At 72.6% G+C, this 14,711-nt stretch carries 19 protein-coding genes; 11 read left to right on the top strand and 8 right to left on the bottom strand.

All coding sequences use genetic code 11. From position 1 onward, the window contains the following. Positions 1 to 99: 99 nt before the first annotated feature. The 5 genes from rplI to G3576_RS32310 all read right to left on the bottom strand — a co-directional run bounded on the left by rplI (position 100) and on the right by G3576_RS32310 (position 2,813). A complete protein-coding gene (gene rplI, locus G3576_RS14495) occupies positions 100 to 672 on the bottom strand; it encodes a 50S ribosomal protein L9 (protein ID WP_164695126.1) in 573 nt (190 codons plus the stop codon). Positions 673 to 684: 12 nt separating this feature from the next. Further along, the gene (locus G3576_RS14490; RefSeq protein WP_164695125.1) at positions 685 to 1,647 is read right to left on the bottom strand and encodes a DUF2232 domain-containing protein; all 963 of its coding nucleotides are present in this window, start codon (positions 1,645 to 1,647) and stop codon (positions 685 to 687) included. A gap of 30 nt (positions 1,648 to 1,677) precedes the next feature. Beyond that, positions 1,678 to 1,965 (bottom strand): 30S ribosomal protein S18, encoded by a 288-nt coding sequence (gene rpsR, locus G3576_RS14485; protein ID WP_164695124.1) that lies wholly within the window; start codon positions 1,963 to 1,965, stop codon positions 1,678 to 1,680. A gap of 6 nt (positions 1,966 to 1,971) precedes the next feature. Further along, entirely contained in the window at positions 1,972 to 2,448 is a 477-nt protein-coding gene (gene rpsF, locus G3576_RS14480; RefSeq protein ID WP_164695123.1) for a 30S ribosomal protein S6, read from the bottom strand. A 236-nt stretch (positions 2,449 to 2,684) separates the two neighbouring features. Beyond that, on the bottom strand, positions 2,685 to 2,813 hold the full coding sequence (locus tag G3576_RS32310; RefSeq protein ID WP_268888541.1) for a hypothetical protein: 129 nt from the start codon (positions 2,811 to 2,813) through the stop codon (positions 2,685 to 2,687). A gap of 174 nt (positions 2,814 to 2,987) precedes the next feature. Between G3576_RS32310 and fabD the strand changes: the two genes are divergently transcribed. The 8 genes from fabD to G3576_RS14440 all read left to right on the top strand — a co-directional run bounded on the left by fabD (position 2,988) and on the right by G3576_RS14440 (position 9,675). After that, a complete protein-coding gene (fabD, locus tag G3576_RS14475) occupies positions 2,988 to 3,947 on the top strand; it encodes an ACP S-malonyltransferase (RefSeq protein WP_164695122.1) in 960 nt (319 codons plus the stop codon). Then, on the top strand, positions 3,944 to 4,384 hold the full coding sequence (locus G3576_RS14470; RefSeq protein WP_164695121.1) for a GNAT family N-acetyltransferase: 441 nt from the start codon (positions 3,944 to 3,946) through the stop codon (positions 4,382 to 4,384). The genes fabD and G3576_RS14470 overlap by 4 nt, the downstream gene beginning before the upstream one ends. Then, positions 4,384 to 5,124 carry a 3-oxoacyl-[acyl-carrier-protein] reductase gene (fabG, locus tag G3576_RS14465; protein WP_164695120.1) on the top strand — a complete coding sequence of 247 codons (741 nt, stop codon included), beginning with the start codon at positions 4,384 to 4,386 and terminating at the stop codon, positions 5,122 to 5,124. Before G3576_RS14470 ends, fabG begins: the two co-directional genes overlap by 1 nt. 290 nt (positions 5,125 to 5,414) lie before the next feature. Next, on the top strand, positions 5,415 to 5,654 hold the full coding sequence (locus G3576_RS14460) for an acyl carrier protein (protein WP_164695119.1): 240 nt from the start codon (positions 5,415 to 5,417) through the stop codon (positions 5,652 to 5,654). Positions 5,655 to 5,691: 37 nt separating this feature from the next. Then, positions 5,692 to 6,981: a beta-ketoacyl-ACP synthase II gene (gene fabF, locus G3576_RS14455; RefSeq protein WP_164695118.1), complete on the top strand. Its 1,290-nt coding sequence runs from the start codon at positions 5,692 to 5,694 to the stop codon at positions 6,979 to 6,981. Positions 6,982 to 7,308: 327 nt separating this feature from the next. After that, positions 7,309 to 8,292, top strand: a complete 984-nt coding sequence (mltG, locus tag G3576_RS14450) for an endolytic transglycosylase MltG (RefSeq protein ID WP_164695117.1) — start codon at positions 7,309 to 7,311, stop codon at positions 8,290 to 8,292. 25 nt (positions 8,293 to 8,317) lie between these two features. Then, positions 8,318 to 9,214, top strand: a complete 897-nt coding sequence (locus G3576_RS14445; protein ID WP_164695116.1) for a DMT family transporter — start codon at positions 8,318 to 8,320, stop codon at positions 9,212 to 9,214. 59 nt (positions 9,215 to 9,273) lie between these two features. Continuing rightward, positions 9,274 to 9,675, top strand: a complete 402-nt coding sequence (locus G3576_RS14440) for a VOC family protein (RefSeq protein WP_164695115.1) — start codon at positions 9,274 to 9,276, stop codon at positions 9,673 to 9,675. Between the two features lie 9 nt (positions 9,676 to 9,684). On the opposite strand, the gene G3576_RS14435 is transcribed toward G3576_RS14440, so the two are convergent. Next, a complete protein-coding gene (locus tag G3576_RS14435) occupies positions 9,685 to 10,059 on the bottom strand; it encodes a DUF4118 domain-containing protein (protein WP_164695114.1) in 375 nt (124 codons plus the stop codon). Between the two features lie 212 nt (positions 10,060 to 10,271). Here G3576_RS14435 and nikR point away from each other — a divergent pair, with 212 nt between their 5' ends. Further along, entirely contained in the window at positions 10,272 to 10,715 is a 444-nt protein-coding gene (nikR, locus tag G3576_RS14430) for a nickel-responsive transcriptional regulator NikR (protein WP_164695113.1), read from the top strand. A 3-nt stretch (positions 10,716 to 10,718) separates the two neighbouring features. Here the strand turns inward: nikR and G3576_RS14425 are convergent, their stop codons facing one another. After that, entirely contained in the window at positions 10,719 to 12,263 is a 1,545-nt protein-coding gene (locus tag G3576_RS14425) for an ABC transporter substrate-binding protein (RefSeq protein WP_164695112.1), read from the bottom strand. An 85-nt stretch (positions 12,264 to 12,348) separates the two neighbouring features. After that, a complete protein-coding gene (locus G3576_RS14420; protein WP_328729127.1) occupies positions 12,349 to 13,134 on the bottom strand; it encodes an SDR family NAD(P)-dependent oxidoreductase in 786 nt (261 codons plus the stop codon). Between the two features lie 36 nt (positions 13,135 to 13,170). Here G3576_RS14420 and G3576_RS14415 point away from each other — a divergent pair, with 36 nt between their 5' ends. Together G3576_RS14415 and gmk are read left to right on the top strand one after the other, a co-directional pair. Beyond that, positions 13,171 to 14,076, top strand: coding sequence for a YicC/YloC family endoribonuclease (locus tag G3576_RS14415; RefSeq protein ID WP_235951934.1), 906 nt, complete (start codon positions 13,171 to 13,173; stop codon positions 14,074 to 14,076). Then, entirely contained in the window at positions 14,073 to 14,708 is a 636-nt protein-coding gene (gmk, locus tag G3576_RS14410; protein WP_164695111.1) for a guanylate kinase, read from the top strand. Before G3576_RS14415 ends, gmk begins: the two co-directional genes overlap by 4 nt. The last annotated feature ends 3 nt before the right edge of the window (positions 14,709 to 14,711 follow it).

Here is a 14,711-nt window from a genome sequence, read left to right as displayed (position 1 = left end):
CCCCTGGACCATCGTCAATACAAGGGTTGCAAGGGCCCCCAAATCCTGACGTTGGGGCCCTTGCCGGGGGTGCAGGGGGCGGAGCCCCCTGCGGACCGATCAATCCCGCTCGGACGCCGCACCCAGCTCGGCCAGCTCGGCGGCCAGCTCGGCCTCCAGGCTCTCCTCCTCCGCCTGGTCGGCGGCGCGCAGGTCCTCGCCGCGGGCCTGCTTCTCGGCTTCCTCGACGGAGCGCGCGACGTTCACGCCGACCGGGATGGAAACCTCCGGGTGCAGCGCCACGCGGACCTGCGTCAGGCCCAGCGTCTTGATCGGCTGCTCCAGCAGCACCTGGCTGCGATCCAGCGTCAGGCCGGAGGACTTGCAGGCCTCCGCGATGTCGCGACCGGAGACGGAGCCATAGAGGCTGCCGCTCTCGCCGGCGGAGCGGATGATGACGACCGTCAGGCCGTGCACACGCTCGGCAATGCGCTCGGCCTCCTCGCGCTTCTTGAGGTTCAGGGCCTCGAGCTGCGCGCGCTCCCGCTCGAACCGCGCGAGGTTGTCCTTGTTCGCGCGGATCGCCTTGCCCTGCGGCAGGAGGAAGTTGCGCGCATAGCCCGGGCGGACCTTCACCAGTTCGCCCATCTGGCCGAGCTTCTCGACCCTTTGCATCAGGATGACTTCGATCATGGCTGCACCGTTTCAGCGCTGGGGGGGCGGCGCACCGCGCCGGCCCCGTGTTCCGTTGAGGATATCGAACAGGCCGTAACCCGTGACGGCCAGCGCCACCGGGACGGACATGATGAGAAGCGCGGCATAGGCGCCGCCCAGGACCATGGGCCGGCCACGCAGCGCCGCGGTCGCGCGATGGAAGGCGGCCAACCCATGCAGGAAGACCGGCACCATCAGCGCCAGCAGCAGGGAGAGTTCCACCGCGTCGCTCCCCTCCTCCGCCGCCAGCCAGAGGCCGAGGGCGATGAAGGGCAGCACCACATACCAGGCCGGCAGCCGCGCCTCGCGGAAGGCCGGACGGGCGGTGGTGATGCCGAGGCGGACCAGCAGGCCGGAGGCCGCGGCGGCGTTGATCAGCAGGGCCATCGCGACCCAGAAGCCGATCGCGGCCGCCTTCACCCGGACCAGTTCGGAAACCAGCCCCTCGGCCACCGGCAGCCCCATGCGGGACATCGCCTGTTCCACCGCGCCGCGCAGCGCGCCTTCCATGCCGCCCGGGACATCGGACAGCAGCCAGGCCGCCACCGCGACCCCGGCCGCCGGCAGGATGCCGAGCAGGGTGAAGGACGCCGCCAGGTCCGGCACCGCCAGCCCCGACTCGGCGCTGCGCCGGGCCGCGAGGACCAGCGCCGCCGCCGGCGCGCCGAAGATGCCGAGGAAGAGCCCGGCGCCGAGGCTGGAGCCCACGGCCAGAAGCGCCACGAAGGCCACCCCCACCGCCGCGATCATCGCGCCCGCGCCGAAGCCGATGCCCGCCATGAACAGCGGCAGTGGCGCCAGCCAGAGCGTCAGCGCGCCGCCGGGCATGCCCCGGAAGCCCCAGAGGGTGAGCACCGCCGCAGCCAGCCCGGCAGCGCCCGCGGCAAGCCAGCGGGGATCGGACGCGATGCGCCGATCCTCCTCCGCCCCCTGCTGCGTGCTGTCCGTGGCCATGACCGCCCGGCCTCTACCCTCGGCCGCCCGTCAGTCGTTGATGACGTAGGGCAGCAGGGCCAGGAAGCGGGCGCGCTTGATGGCATTCGCCAGCTCGCGCTGCTTCTTCGCGCTCACGGCCGTGATGCGGCTCGGCACGATCTTGCCGCGCTCCGACAGGAAGCGGCTCAGCAGGCGCACATCCTTGTAGTCGATCTTCGGCGCGTTCGGGCCGGAGAAGGGGCAGGACTTGCGGCGGCGATAGAACGGCCGGCGGGCGCCCACGGCGGGGCGGCGCATGGCGGGGTTCAGCGAAATCTCGTCGTTGCGGTCGGACATCTCAGATCACTCCTCGCCCGCGCCCATGTCCATTTCCTCGCGCGGCCGCGCGCGGTATTCCTCGCGGTCGTCGCGCTCGCGCCCGCCGCCGGTGCGGCCGGAACCGAAGCGGCCGGCCGGGCGGGGCCCGCGGAAGCCGCGGTCACGCTCACGATCCTCGCCACGGCGGGCCAGGATGGCGGAGGGCGCCTCGTCGATCGCCTCGATCCGCAGCGTCAGGCTGCGCAGCACGTCCTCGTGCAGGCCGAGCTGACGCTCGACTTCCAGCATGGCGGCGGGGGGCGCGGAGATACCGAGGAGCATGTAATGCGCCTTGCGGTTCTTCTTGATCTTGTAGGCCAGGCCGCGGAGGCCCCAGTATTCCTGCTTCTTGATCTCGCCGCCCTGCTCGCCGACCGTCGTCGCCACCTGGGCGGCGATCGCCTCGACCTGCTGCTGCGTGATGTCGTTGCGCGCCATGAGCACGCATTCATACAAGGGCATCGGGTCCCTCCGGCTGTCTCAGCCCAGGCGCCCCCGGCACCATGCCGGAATACGCACGAACGGGCATAGCCGGGACCGATGCCTCGGGTCCCGGCAGGGAAGCGCGGCGTAAAGCACGCCGGACCCGCCGGGGCAAGAAATGAATCGGGCAGGCCGGACATGCGAAGGGCGCGCCCGGCCTGGCCGGGCGCGCCCTTCGTCACGCAACCGGGGGCGTCGCCGCCCCGCCGGTCAGCTCACAGCCCGCGGCGGCGCTTCGCCTTCAGGCGCTTCGCGGCGGCGGCCAGGCGCTCCTTCAGGTCGGCGCCCTTGAGGTTGGCCAGGGCCTTGCGGCGCTTGCGGTTGACGACGCGGAGGAGCGGCATGGCGGAAGGCCCTTCTTGCTCGGTTCGGGTTGGACCGCCGCCATTAGCCCGGAGTCCGCGCCAGGGCCAGCCACCAGGCCCGCCACCCTCACCGCCGCGTGATCCCCCACCCTTGACGCTCCCGCCCCCGGGGCCTAGGGCCGCGCGAGTCACACCAGGGTCACGCAGAAGAAAATGGCTCTCGCCTTCACCTTCCCCGGCCAGGGCAGCCAGGCCCCCGGCATGGGCCGCGACCTCGCGAACGCCTTCCCCGTCGCGCGGGAGGTGTTCCAGGAAGTGGACGACACGCTCAGCCAGAAGCTCTCGAAGCTGATGTTCGAGGGCCCGGCCGAGGAACTCACCCTCACCGCCAATGCCCAGCCCGCGCTGATGGCCGTCTCCCTCGCCGTGGTGCGGGTGCTGGAGAAGGAAGGCGGCTTCGCGCTGCGCGACCGCGTCGCCCTCGTGGCCGGCCATTCGCTCGGCGAATACGCGGCACTCGCCGCCGCCGGCACCTTCAGCCTCTCCACCGCCGCCCGCCTGCTGCGCCTGCGCGGCGAGGCGATGCAGCAGGCGACGCCCCCCGGCACCGGCGCCATGGCGGCCCTCCTCGGCGCCGAATTCGACCAGGCCGCCGCCATCTGCGCCGCCGCCGAGGCCGATCCGGAGACGGGGAAGCGGGAGGTCGTGCAGATCGCCAACGACAATGGCGGCGGGCAGATCGTCATCTCCGGCGCCACCGCCGCGGTGGATCGCGCGATCGAGGGTGCCAAGGCCGCCGGCGTGAAGCGCGCCATGAAGCTGCCGGTCTCCGCCCCCTTCCACTGCGCCCTCATGGCCCCCGCCGCCGACGCGATGGCGGAGGCGCTGGCCAAGGCCGGGATGGCGGCGCCGCTCGTGCCCGTCGTCGCCAACGTCACCGCCGCCAAGGCGACGGACCCCGACACCATCCGGGACCTGCTGGTCCGCCAGGTCACCGGCACGGTCCGCTGGCGCGAATGCATCCTGGCCATGGGCGCCATGGGCTGCGACCGCTTCGTGGAGGTCGGCTCGGGCAAGGTGCTGACGGGGCTGATGAAGCGCCTGATGCCGGAGGCGCAGGCCAGCGCCATCGGCACCCCCGCCGATATCGAAGCCTTCCTCAAGGCGCTGTGACCGCGACGCTGCACCTGACTGCCGCCCCCACGGCGGCGGAGGAGGCGGCCGCGCGCGGGGCGCTGCGTGACGCCAATGCCGCCGCCGGCTTCCCGCACGATACCGTTCCCCTCGCCGTGCTGCTGCGGGACGAATCGGGCGCGGTGATCGGCGGGCTGGTCGGCGTCACGGGCTGGTCCTGGCTCTACACCCAGAACCTGGCCGTGCCGCCCGCGCTGCGCGGCGCCGGCTGGGGCACGAGGCTGCTGGACGCCGCCGAGGCCGAGGCGCGCTCCCGGGGCTGCATCGGCGCCAGGCTCGATACCTACACCTTCCAGGCCCGCGGCTTTTATGAAAAGCAGGGCTACCGCGTCGTCGGGGCCATCCCCGACTGCCCCCCGGGCCAGACGCGCTTCACCATGATCAAGCGCCTGGATGCAGGCGGGGAGACAGGCTGATGTTCCGTCTGGACGGCAAGGTGGCGCTCGTGACCGGCGCCACGGGCGGCATCGGCGCCGCCATCGCCACCGCGCTGCACGCCCAAGGCGCCAAGGTCGCCATCACCGGGCGGCGGGAGGCGGAGCTGGCCGCGCTGGCGGAAGCGCTCGGCAATGACCGCGTCCTGGTCGCCCCCGCCGACCTCGCCGACCCGGCGGCGCCCGCCGCGCTGGTGGAGAAGGTGGAGGCCGAGCTCGGCGCCCTCGACATCCTCGTCAACAATGCCGGCTTCACGCGGGACATGCTGGCGCTGCGCATGGGCGATGCCGACTGGAACGCGGTGCTGGAAGTGGACCTCAACGCCCCCTTCCGCCTGGCCCGCGCGGCACTCCGCGGCATGATGAAGCGCCGGCAGGGGCGGATCATCTCCATCGCCTCCATCGTCGGCGTCACCGGCAATGCCGGCCAGGCCAACTACGCCGCCGCCAAGGCCGGGCTGATCGGCATGTCCAAGTCCCTCGCCCAGGAAGTGGCGACCCGCGGCGTGACCGTGAACGTGGTCGCGCCGGGCTTCGTGAAGACCGCGATGACCGATTCGCTCCCGGAAGCGGCGCGCACCGCGCTGCTGTCGCGCATCCCCACCCAGAAGATGGGCACGCCGGAGGATATCGCCGGCGCCGTCGCCTATCTGGCCAGCCCGGAAGCCGGCTGGGTGACCGGCCAGACGATCCATGTGAATGGCGGCATGGCGATGATCTGAGTTTCCATGCCCGCAAGCGCGTCGTGCCAAAGGCACGCTTGCGGCGGGCCGCCTTCGCGGCCTCGGCCGCAAGGGCGGCCGCCAGAGTTGGGGGATGCGCCCCAGCCCGGCAAAAAAGGCGGGGCTCCCCCTCGCCTTTCCACCGCTTCCGGCCTTGGGGCGGCTTGCGCGCGGCGCCCGCCTAGGCCAGATGACGCATCCATGTTAAGCGGCGCCGCCCCGGAACCAACGGCCGGGCGGGCACCCTTCGCGTTCGCAGCACGGCACGTACCAGCAGGAGATATCGCGGGATGAGCGACACCGCCGAAAAGGTGAAGAAGATCGTCGTGGAGCACCTCGGCGTCGAGGAATCCAAGGTGACGACCGAGGCGTCGTTCATCGACGACCTGGGCGCCGACAGCCTCGACACGGTCGAGCTGGTCATGGCCTTCGAGGAAGCCTTCGGGGTGGAGATCCCGGACGACGCCGCCGAGAAGATCACGACCGTCAAGGACGCGATCGACTACATCGAGAAGCAGAAGTCGGCCTGAACCCAGGCAACGGCTCGGCAGGGTAGGGGATCCAGGGGTGTTCGGTCATCTCGCGGCGCCGCGGCGCGTCGTCGTCACGGGGATGGGCATCGCCTGCCCGCTCGGCCTCGGCGTCGAGAATGTCTGGAAGCGCATGCTGGCCGGCGAAAGCGGGCTGGCGGCGATCCAGTCCTTCGACGTCAGCAACCTGCCGGCCAAGATCGCCGGCCAGGTACCGCTCGGCACCAAGGCGGAGGGGAAGCTCGACATCAACGAGTGGATCCCCGTCAAGGACCAGAAGAAGATGGACCGCTTCATCCAGCTCGCGCTCGTCGCGGCGCAGGAAGCGGTCGAGGACAGCGGCTGGATGCCTGGCGAGGACCAGGAGGAAGCCCGCTGCCGCACCGGCGTCATGATCGGCTCCGGCATCGGTGGCCTGCCCACCATCTATGAGGCCTCGCTCCTCATCGCCCAGGGCAAGCAGCGGCGCATCTCGCCCTTCTTCATCCCCTCGGCCCTGATCAACCTGGCCTCCGGCCACGTCTCGATCAAATACGGTTTCAAGGGCCCGAACCACGCCGTGGTCACGGCCTGCGCCACCGGCGTGCATGCGCTGGGCGATGCGGCGCGGCTGATCGCCCTCGGCGACGCCGATGTCATGGTGGCCGGCGGGGCCGAGGCCGCGGTGGCGGAGATCGGCATGGCCGGCTTCTGCGCCTCCCGCGCCCTCTCCACCGCCTTCAATGACGCCCCGACCAAGGGCAGCCGCCCCTGGGACAAGGACCGCGACGGCTTCGTCATGGGCGAAGGCGCCGGCGTGGTGGTGCTGGAGGAGCTGGAGCACGCCAAGGCCCGCGGCGCCAAGATCTACGCCGAGGTCATCGGCTACGGCATGTCCGGCGACGCCTACCACATCACGGCGCCGACCGAGGATGGCGACGGCGCCTTCCGTGCCATGCGCGCGGCACTCCGCAGCGCCGGCCTCGCGCCGTCCGACATCCAGTACGTCAACGCGCACGGCACCTCGACGCCCATGGGCGACGACCTGGAACTGCAGGCGGTGGAACGGCTCTGGGGCGACGAGGCATCGAGGCTCGCCATGTCCTCCACCAAGTCGGCCATCGGCCACCTGCTGGGTGCGGCGGGCGCGGTGGAGGGCATCTTCTCCATCCTCGCCATCCGCGACAGCGTGGCCCCGCCCACGCTGAACCTGGAAAGCCCGTCCCGCGAAAGCCCGATCGACCGCGTGGCCCTGGAAGCCCAGCCGCGCAAGATCGACATCGCGCTGTCCAACAGCTTCGGCTTCGGCGGCACGAACGCGAGCATCATCTTCAAGAAGGCGGCTTGATCCCGGCCGCCTCCGGCGGCCACGATCAAGCCTTTGTTGATGCCCTCAAGCGCCGGGCGGCGGCATCCGCCGCCTTGGCTTCGCCGGACTTCCGGCGGCGCCCGTTCGGGCGCTCGGACCGGCCAGCCAGCCGGTCCGCCTCCTCTCGTCATGCCCTCAGACGCCGGGCGCGCGCTACGCATGCTTAGGTCTGCCGGACTGCCGGCGGCGTCCATCCGGGCGCTCGGACCGGCCAGCCAGCCGGTCCGCCTTCACACTGACCCGCCCGCGGGGAGTTTGACGCGCGGGCGCCTTGCCAGACCCTTAAGGCGGCGCCACCACTAGCCCATGCGCCGCCTCGTCGCCCTCCTCCTCGTGCTTCTCCTCATCGCCGGCCTCGGCGGCGGCGCCTGGTGGTATGCCCACCGCGCCTGGACCGCCCCCGGCCCGCTGGCGGAGGCCACGACGATCGTCGTGCCTCGCGGCGGCACCACCGTCATCGCCGAGGGCCTGGCGGAGCGCGGCGTCATCGCCGACCCCCGCGCCTTCCTGGCCGCCGTCTGGCTGACGCGGGGCGATGGCGCCGTCCGCGCCGCCGAATTCACCTTCCCCGCCCGCGCCAGCCTGCGCGACGTGCTGGAGATCCTGCGCAAGGCCCGCCCCGTCCAGCGCCGCGTCACCATCCCGGAAGGCCTGACGGCCCGCCAGATCACCGCCATCCTGGAACGCGCCGAGGGCCTGACCGGGGAGATGCCCGAGATCGCCGAGGGCGAGGTGCTGCCCGAGACCTACAGCTACCAGTTCGGCGACACCCGCGCCGCGGTCGTCCGCCGCGCCGAACAGGCGATGGAGCAGGCGCTGGCGGAAATCTGGGCCGCCCGTCAGCCCGGCCTGCCCATCACCACGGCGCGGGAGGCGCTGATCCTCGCCTCCATCGTGGAGCGCGAGACCGGCCGCGGCGACGAACGCGCCCGTGTCGCCGGCGTCTTCGTCAACCGGCTGCGGCGCGGCATGATGCTGCAATCCGATCCGACGGCGGCCTATGCCGCGGCCGATGGCGGCGTGCTGGAACGCCCGCTGACGCGCGCCGACCTCGACCGCGACCACCCCTTCAACACCTACCGCATCCGCGGCCTGCCCCCCGGCCCCATCGCCAGCCCGGGCCGGGACGCCCTGCGCGCCGTGGCGCGGCCGGAAGCGACGGACTTCATCTACTTCGTGGCCGACGGCACCGGCGGCCACGCCTTCGCCCGCACGCTGGAGGAGCACAACCGCAACGTCGCCCGCTGGCGGGAGATCGAGCGCTCGCGCGCCGCTTCCCCCGCGCGGTGACGCCCGCCCTCCCCCTGCCTCCCGCATGACGCCCCTGACCGGCCCCGCCCTCTGGTGGCGCCTCCTCGTCATCGGCGGCCTCTGGGGGTCCTCCTTCCCCCTGCTCCGCCTGGTGGCGGGGGAGATGCCGCCCTTCGCGCTGGCCGCCTGCCGCGGTGCCTTCGCCGCCCTCGGCGTGCTCGCCTTCCTCGCCGTCACCGGCCAGTTGCGGGGCGGCGGCTGGAATGTCTGGCGCGCCGCCCTGGTGCTCGGCACCTGCAATGGCTGGGTGCCCAATCTGCTGACGGCCCTGGCGCTCGACCGGATCGAGGCCGCGCCCGCCGCCCTGATCCACGCCGCCACCCCCCTGCAGGTCGCCCTGATGGCGAGTGTCCTGCTGCCCGGCGACCGGCCTGGCTGGCGGGGCGTCGCCGGGCTGCTGCTGGGCTTCGCCGGCATCGCCGTCATCCTCGGCCCCGCGGCGCTGTCCGGCAACGCGTCCTTCACCGGCGGGCTGCTGATCCTGATCTCCGGCTGTTCCTATGCCGCCGGGACCATCTATGCCCGCATGGCGAGGCCCGGCGCCTCCGCCCAGCTGGTGCTGGGGCAGCAGGTGGTGTCAGGCCTGGTCGCCGGGATGCTCTCCCTGCCCTTCAACGGCATCGGCGCCTATGACCAGCCTGCCTGGGTCTTCGGCGTCATCGCGCTGCTCGGCATCGTCACCTCCGCCATCCCGCTGACCATGTTTCTCAAGTTGCTGACGCGCACCCGCGTCACCGACGCCTCCATGGTCGGCTACATCCAGCCGCCCTTCGCGGCCGGCGTCGGGGCCCTGCTGCTCGGCGAATGGCCGGCGGCCGGCGTGCTGCTCGGCGGGCTGGTCGTGCTGGCGGGCGTCTGGCTCGCCACCTCCCAGCCCCCACCGGCCAAGGCCCCCGCCTGACCCTGGACGCTGGGGCCCGCCCCATGCGCTGATGCGCGCGGCAACAAGGGGAGGCGTCCATGCCCATCGGCGGGATCGAGCACATCAACATCTGGGCCGTCGACCTCGACGCCACCCTCGCCTTCTACCGGGAGGTGCTGGGGATGGAGCCGGGCGACCGGCCGCCCTTCGATTTCCCCGGCGCCTGGCTCTATGCCGGCGGCGCGCCCGTCATCCACCTGGTCGGCCCCCGCGCCGCAGATGCCAACCGCCCGCCCCGCCGCGCCCAGCCCACCGGCCAGATCGACCACGTGGCGCTGGCCGCCACCGGCCTGGCCGAGATGCGCGCGCGGCTCCAGGCCAAGGGCGTGACGTTCCGCGAGCAGGTGGTGCCGCGCGACGGCGTCACCCAGATCTTCCTGACCGATCCCAACGGGGTGGTGCTGGAGCTGAACTTCCCGGCCGCCGAGACGGGCAGCTGACGCGCGCCGCTACTCCTCCTGCCCCGCCGTCGCCGTGCTGACGAAGACCTCCGTCACGACAGCGGCGAAGGCCGCACCGGCGGGGAAGAGCACGGCAAAGGCGATGTCGCCCCAGTCGGCGATGCGCCACCCGCCGACCGGCTCCACGAACCACACGACGGCCATCGCCCAGCCCAGCGCCGCGGCGAAGAGCCCCGGCGCCAGGCCCAGCAGCACCGTCGTCAGCACCACCATGGGCAGGAAAGGCAGGTAGGCCCCGCCGGGCTGCCAGCCCAGGATCGCGACCCTCAGCGCGAAGGTCACCAGGATGACCACGGCGGCGATCAGGCAGCGCCGCCCCCGCGGCAGCCGCCGCATGGCCAGCAGGGAGGATCCTCCCGTCATGGGATCAGTTCTCCGCCTGCGGACAGGCGAGGCCGGCACTACGCATATACGTTGGCATGCCCATGACAACAGCACACTGCGCGTTTTCGATCCATGACACTGCGTCATGGGTAACGCGGTTTCGAGAAAGGATGGCAAGGGTGTCACACCCATCGCGCCAAATGGCATCCCGCCGCCGCATCCCGTAGCATCCAGCCGCCCCGGGGACCGCCATGACACAGCGCATCACCATCACGCTCGATGACGATACCGTCGCGGCGCTCGACGCCTTCATGGCGCAGCGCGGCTCCGCCAACCGGTCGGAGGCGATGCGGGACCTGCTGCATGGCGGCCTGGCCCGCCATGCGGAGGAGGCGGGAGAACCCCAGGGCGACTGCGTCGCCGTCGCCTCCTTCGTCTATGACCATGCGGAGCGGGAGCTGGGCCGGCGGCTGCTCGATGCCCAGCACGCCCATCACGACCTCAGCGTCGCGACGCTGCACGCCCATCTGGATGCGCATCATTGCGTGGAGGTCGCGCTGCTGCGCGGCCCCGCCCAGGCAGTCCGCCCCTTCGCCGAGTCCCTGATCGCGGAACGCGGCGTCCGGCTCGGCCGCATCAACCTGATGCCCGCCCCCCGCGCCGGCAGGCGACGCGGCGGGCACCATCACGAGTGAGCGTCAGGTGAAGCGCGACCGCTCCGTCAGCAGCGGCCCGGTCGCCATGGCGCCGCGGAACTCGAAGCCGTAGTCGAAGCGCGCACGGCGCGCCCAGACGCCCATGGATTCAACCAGCGGCACGGCGCAATGCGCCGCCGCGATCTTCCGCTGCGCCTCCGCCCAATGCGCCATCTGCGCGGCGCCATCGGTCGCGACGCGCGCGGCCTCGATCGCGTCATCCGCGACGCTGCAATGGGAGAAGTTGGTCACCGCCCCCGGCCTGCCCACGATGCTGCGTCCGTGGAAGAACTGCGTCAGCATCACATCGGCCACCGGGAAGCGCGCCGCCGAGTAGTGCACCACGGCGCTCAGATCCTGCCGGATCATGGCGTGGTAGGAGAGGTGGTCCACCACCTGCACCTCCAGCGTGATGCCCGCGCGGCGCAGCTGCGCCTGCACCACCTGGATGGCGCCCAGCATGCCGGTGTTGCTGGTGTGGATGCTGCGCAGCGTGATGCCGTCGGGGTAGCCGGCCTCCGCCAGCAGGCGCCGCGCGCCCTCCGGATCGGCCGCGGGCAGCCCCGTCTCCACGAAGCCCAGCGTCCCCGCCGGCAGCACGCCCCGCGCCGCCCGCGCCACGTCGCCCCGCCAGCGCGCCAGCGCCGCGCGGTCCACCGCCAGGCCGATGGCACGCCGCACCCGGACATCATCGAGCGGCGCCCGCGTGACGTTGAGATGCAGCTGCGACAGCTCCGCCGGCTCGATCACATCCACCGTGGCGCCGGCGGCGCGCAGCCGCGCGATCCAGGCGGGATCGCCCTGCCCCTCGATGATGTCGACCTCATTCGCCTGGAAGGCGAGGTCCGCCACCGCCGGCGACCCCACGAAGCGGTACAGGATTTCCACGAGCCTCGGCCTGCCGCGGAAATAGGCCTGGTTGGCGGCCAGCCGCATGAACTGGCCGGGCTGGTGCTCCGCCACCGCGAAGGGGCCGAAGCCCACCATCCCCGCCGCCTCGCCGCCAGCCTCCATCGCGCGGCGGGAGAGGATGAAGCCGCCGGCATAATTGGTCAGCGGCCCGAGCGGCGCCGGCGGCGCCACCCGCCAGCGCAGCCGCACCGTGGAGGCATCCGGCGCCGACACTTCCTCGAGCCCCGCGAAATCGCCGGCATGGGCGGAGGTCGCGGGATTGGCCGCCTTGCGCAGGCTGAAGACGACATCCTCCGCCGTCACCGGCCCGAAGCCGCGATGGAAGGCGACGCCCGGCCGCAGCCGGAACAGCCAGTCCCGCCGGTCGGCCGAATGCTCCCAGGCCTCCGCCAGGTCGGGCTCGATCTCGGCGGGGCTGGTGGAGCCCGGCCGGAACCGCACCAGCGCGCCATGGACCCAGGAGGCCAGCATGCGGTCCGGATGGGCGGAGGCCAGGTGCGGGTCCGCCGCCCCGATGCCCCGCGGCGCGGAGACCGCCACGCGCACGGTGGTCCCCGGCCCCTGCGCCCGCGCGCCGGACAGGGACGGCGCGGCCAGGGCGGCCGCGATCAGGGCGCGGCGGGGGAGTCGCGGCACGGGGAGGCCTCCGGTTCGGAGCGCCGATGCTAGGGGCGTGGCGAGTATGACGTCCAGGCGCAATCGTCATACCGTCCCGCTGCCCCTACCCCTCCCGCGGCTTCGCCGGCACCACCCCCATCAGCCGGTTCCGCCACGTCGGCGGCAGCGCCCCCACCAGCCGCGCCGCGGCGTAGAGCGGCCAGGGATAGACCACCCGCACCCGCCCCGCCGCGATCCCCGCCAGCGTCCGCGCCGCCGCCACCTCCGGCGTCATCAGCAGCGGCATGGGGAAGGGGTTCCGCGCCGTCATCGCCGTGCGGATATAGCCCGGGCAGACCGCGTGCAGCCGGACCCCCCGCGCCCGCTCGCTGGCATCCAGCGCCTCCGCCCATCGCTGCACCGCCGATTTGCTGGCGCAATAGGCCGGCGCCCCCGGCGCCGCCACGAAGGCGGCGATGGAGGCAATGACCGCGATCCGCCCCCGCACCCCCGCCGCATCCGGCGCCTGCCCGGCCATCACCGCCAGCGCCGGCAGCGCCGTGTTCAGCACGCCCCCAACATTCGTGGCGAAGATCCGCTGCACCTGGTCGGCCGGCTCCGTCTGCCCGCCCGTGCCGCCCGAAACCCCCGCATTGGCGATCACCAGGTCGAGCCTGCCCGCCCCCGCGACCCAATCCGCCATCGCGGCCTGGTCCGTCACGTCCAGCACCTTCGGGCTGACCGCCGCCCCCCGCGCCACGCAGGAAGCCACCACCGCATCCAGCCGCGCCTCGTCCCGGCCACTCAGATGCAGCGTCACCCCCGGCGCCGCGCAGGCCTCGGCCAGCGCCCTGCCGAGCCCCCCGGTCGCGCCGGTGATCATCACGTCACGCCACGGGTATGCCGCCACCTTGCCCTCCACCCTCACAAGGGGGAGAACCCCCCCATGAGCAAGCTCGCTTCCATGACCGGCTTCGCGCGCGAAGGCGGCACCCTGCCGGACGGCACCTCCTTCGTCTGGGAACTCCGCAGCGTCAACGGAAGGGGCCTCGACCTCCGCCTCCGCCTGCCCGGCGGGCTGGATGCGCTGGAGCCTGCCTTGCGGGAGGCGCTGGGCAAGCGCCTCAAGCGCGGCAACGTCTCCGCCACGCTCACCGTGAAGCGGGAGGAACGCGCCCCCCGCCTGACGCCCGATCCCGCCGCGCTGGAACAGGCCATCGCCCTGGTGCTCTCCGTCGCCGCCCGCATCCCCGGCGCCGCGCCCCCGAGCCCCGAAGCCGTGCTGACCCTGCCCGGCGTGCTTCGCGCCGAAATCGTCGAGCCCGACGAGGCCGCGGAGGAAGCCCGCCGCGCCGCCCTCGCCACCGCCTTCGCGACCACGCTCGATGGCCTGGTCGCCTCCCGCGCCCGCGAAGGCGCGCAGCTCGCCACGATCCTGACGACGCTGCTGGATGAGATCGCCTCGCTGCGGGAGGCCGCCGCGAAGGAAGCCGCCGGCCAGCCCGCCGCCCAGCGCGCGCGGCTGATGGAGAACCTCGCCAACCTGCTGGGCGAGGGCGACCTCCGCGCCCGCGTGCCGGAGGAACGGCTCGCCCAGGAAGTGGCCCTGCTCGCCCAGCGCTCCGATGTGCGGGAGGAGCTGGACCGGCTGACCGCCCACATCAACGAGGCGCGGTCCCTGCTGAAGTCCGGCGACGCCGTCGGCCGCAAGCTGGAATTCCTGACGCAGGAATTCGTGCGGGAAGCCAATACGCTCTGCAGCAAATCCGCCAGCACGGCGCTGACGCGCATCGGCCTCGACCTCAAGGCCGCGATCGAACGCCTGCGCGAACAGGCGGCCAACGTCGAATGAGCCCCACCCTCCCCGCCCGCCGCGGCATCTGCCTGGTCCTCGCCGCCGCCCCCGGGGGCGGCAAGACCAGCGTCTCCCGCAAGATCCTGGAGACGGAGCCCGACCTCTCGCTTTCCATCAGCGCCACCACCCGCGCGCCCCGCCCCGCCGAAACCGATGGCGTCCACTACCATTTCAAGACGCAGGAAGAATTCGAGGCGATGGTGGAGCGCGACGAGCTGCTGGAACACGCCGGCTTCCTCGGCCGCCGCTACGGCACCCCCCGCGCCCCCGTCGAAGCCGCCCTCGCCAAGGGCCATGACGTGCTCTTCGACATCGAATGGCAGGGCCACCGCCAGCTGAAGGACAAGCTGCCGCAGGACGTCGTCGGCATCTTCCTCCTCCCCCCCTCCATGGAGGAACTCGAACGCCGCCTCCGCGGCCGGCAGCAGGAGAATGAGGCCGAGATCGTCAAGCGCCTGGCCATCGCGCGGGAGGAGATGACCCACTGGTCCGATTTCGACCACGTCCTGGTCAACCGCGATTTCGATGCCTGCGTCGCGGAAGTCCGCGCCATCCTCCACGCCGCCCGCACCACCCGCGCCCGCCAGCCCTGGCTTCCCGGCTTCGTCGATACGCTGCTGGGCCGGTAGGCG

It is taken from the genome of Falsiroseomonas algicola, assembly GCF_011040385.1.
GTDB lineage: Bacteria > Pseudomonadota > Alphaproteobacteria > Acetobacterales > Acetobacteraceae > Falsiroseomonas > Falsiroseomonas algicola.
Note: the sequence above shows the minus strand (reverse complement) of the source record. Positions and strands in the feature narration are given on the sequence as shown.

What these genes read in the sequence shown, in the direction of transcription:
- mltG (WP_164695117.1), top strand. Translation starts at nt 7,309, where the DNA reads ATGCGCCGCCTCGTCGCCCTCCTCCTCGTGCTTCTCCTCATCGCCGGC.
- G3576_RS14490 (WP_164695125.1), bottom strand. Translation starts at nt 1,647, where the DNA reads ATGGCCACGGACAGCACGCAGCAGGGGGCGGAGGAGGATCGGCGCATC.
- rplI (WP_164695126.1), bottom strand. Translation starts at nt 672, where the DNA reads ATGATCGAAGTCATCCTGATGCAAAGGGTCGAGAAGCTCGGCCAGATG.
- G3576_RS14435 (WP_164695114.1), bottom strand. Translation starts at nt 10,059, where the DNA reads ATGACGGGAGGATCCTCCCTGCTGGCCATGCGGCGGCTGCCGCGGGGG.
- G3576_RS14415 (WP_235951934.1), top strand. Translation starts at nt 13,171, where the DNA reads ATGAGCAAGCTCGCTTCCATGACCGGCTTCGCGCGCGAAGGCGGCACC.
- gmk (WP_164695111.1), top strand. Translation starts at nt 14,073, where the DNA reads ATGAGCCCCACCCTCCCCGCCCGCCGCGGCATCTGCCTGGTCCTCGCC.
- rpsR (WP_164695124.1), bottom strand. Translation starts at nt 1,965, where the DNA reads ATGTCCGACCGCAACGACGAGATTTCGCTGAACCCCGCCATGCGCCGC.
- nikR (WP_164695113.1), top strand. Translation starts at nt 10,272, where the DNA reads ATGACACAGCGCATCACCATCACGCTCGATGACGATACCGTCGCGGCG.
- fabD (WP_164695122.1), top strand. Translation starts at nt 2,988, where the DNA reads ATGGCTCTCGCCTTCACCTTCCCCGGCCAGGGCAGCCAGGCCCCCGGC.
- G3576_RS14445 (WP_164695116.1), top strand. Translation starts at nt 8,318, where the DNA reads ATGACGCCCCTGACCGGCCCCGCCCTCTGGTGGCGCCTCCTCGTCATC.
- rpsF (WP_164695123.1), bottom strand. Translation starts at nt 2,448, where the DNA reads ATGCCCTTGTATGAATGCGTGCTCATGGCGCGCAACGACATCACGCAG.
- G3576_RS14440 (WP_164695115.1), top strand. Translation starts at nt 9,274, where the DNA reads ATGCCCATCGGCGGGATCGAGCACATCAACATCTGGGCCGTCGACCTC.
- G3576_RS14460 (WP_164695119.1), top strand. Translation starts at nt 5,415, where the DNA reads ATGAGCGACACCGCCGAAAAGGTGAAGAAGATCGTCGTGGAGCACCTC.
- fabG (WP_164695120.1), top strand. Translation starts at nt 4,384, where the DNA reads ATGTTCCGTCTGGACGGCAAGGTGGCGCTCGTGACCGGCGCCACGGGC.
- G3576_RS32310 (WP_268888541.1), bottom strand. Translation starts at nt 2,813, where the DNA reads ATGCCGCTCCTCCGCGTCGTCAACCGCAAGCGCCGCAAGGCCCTGGCC.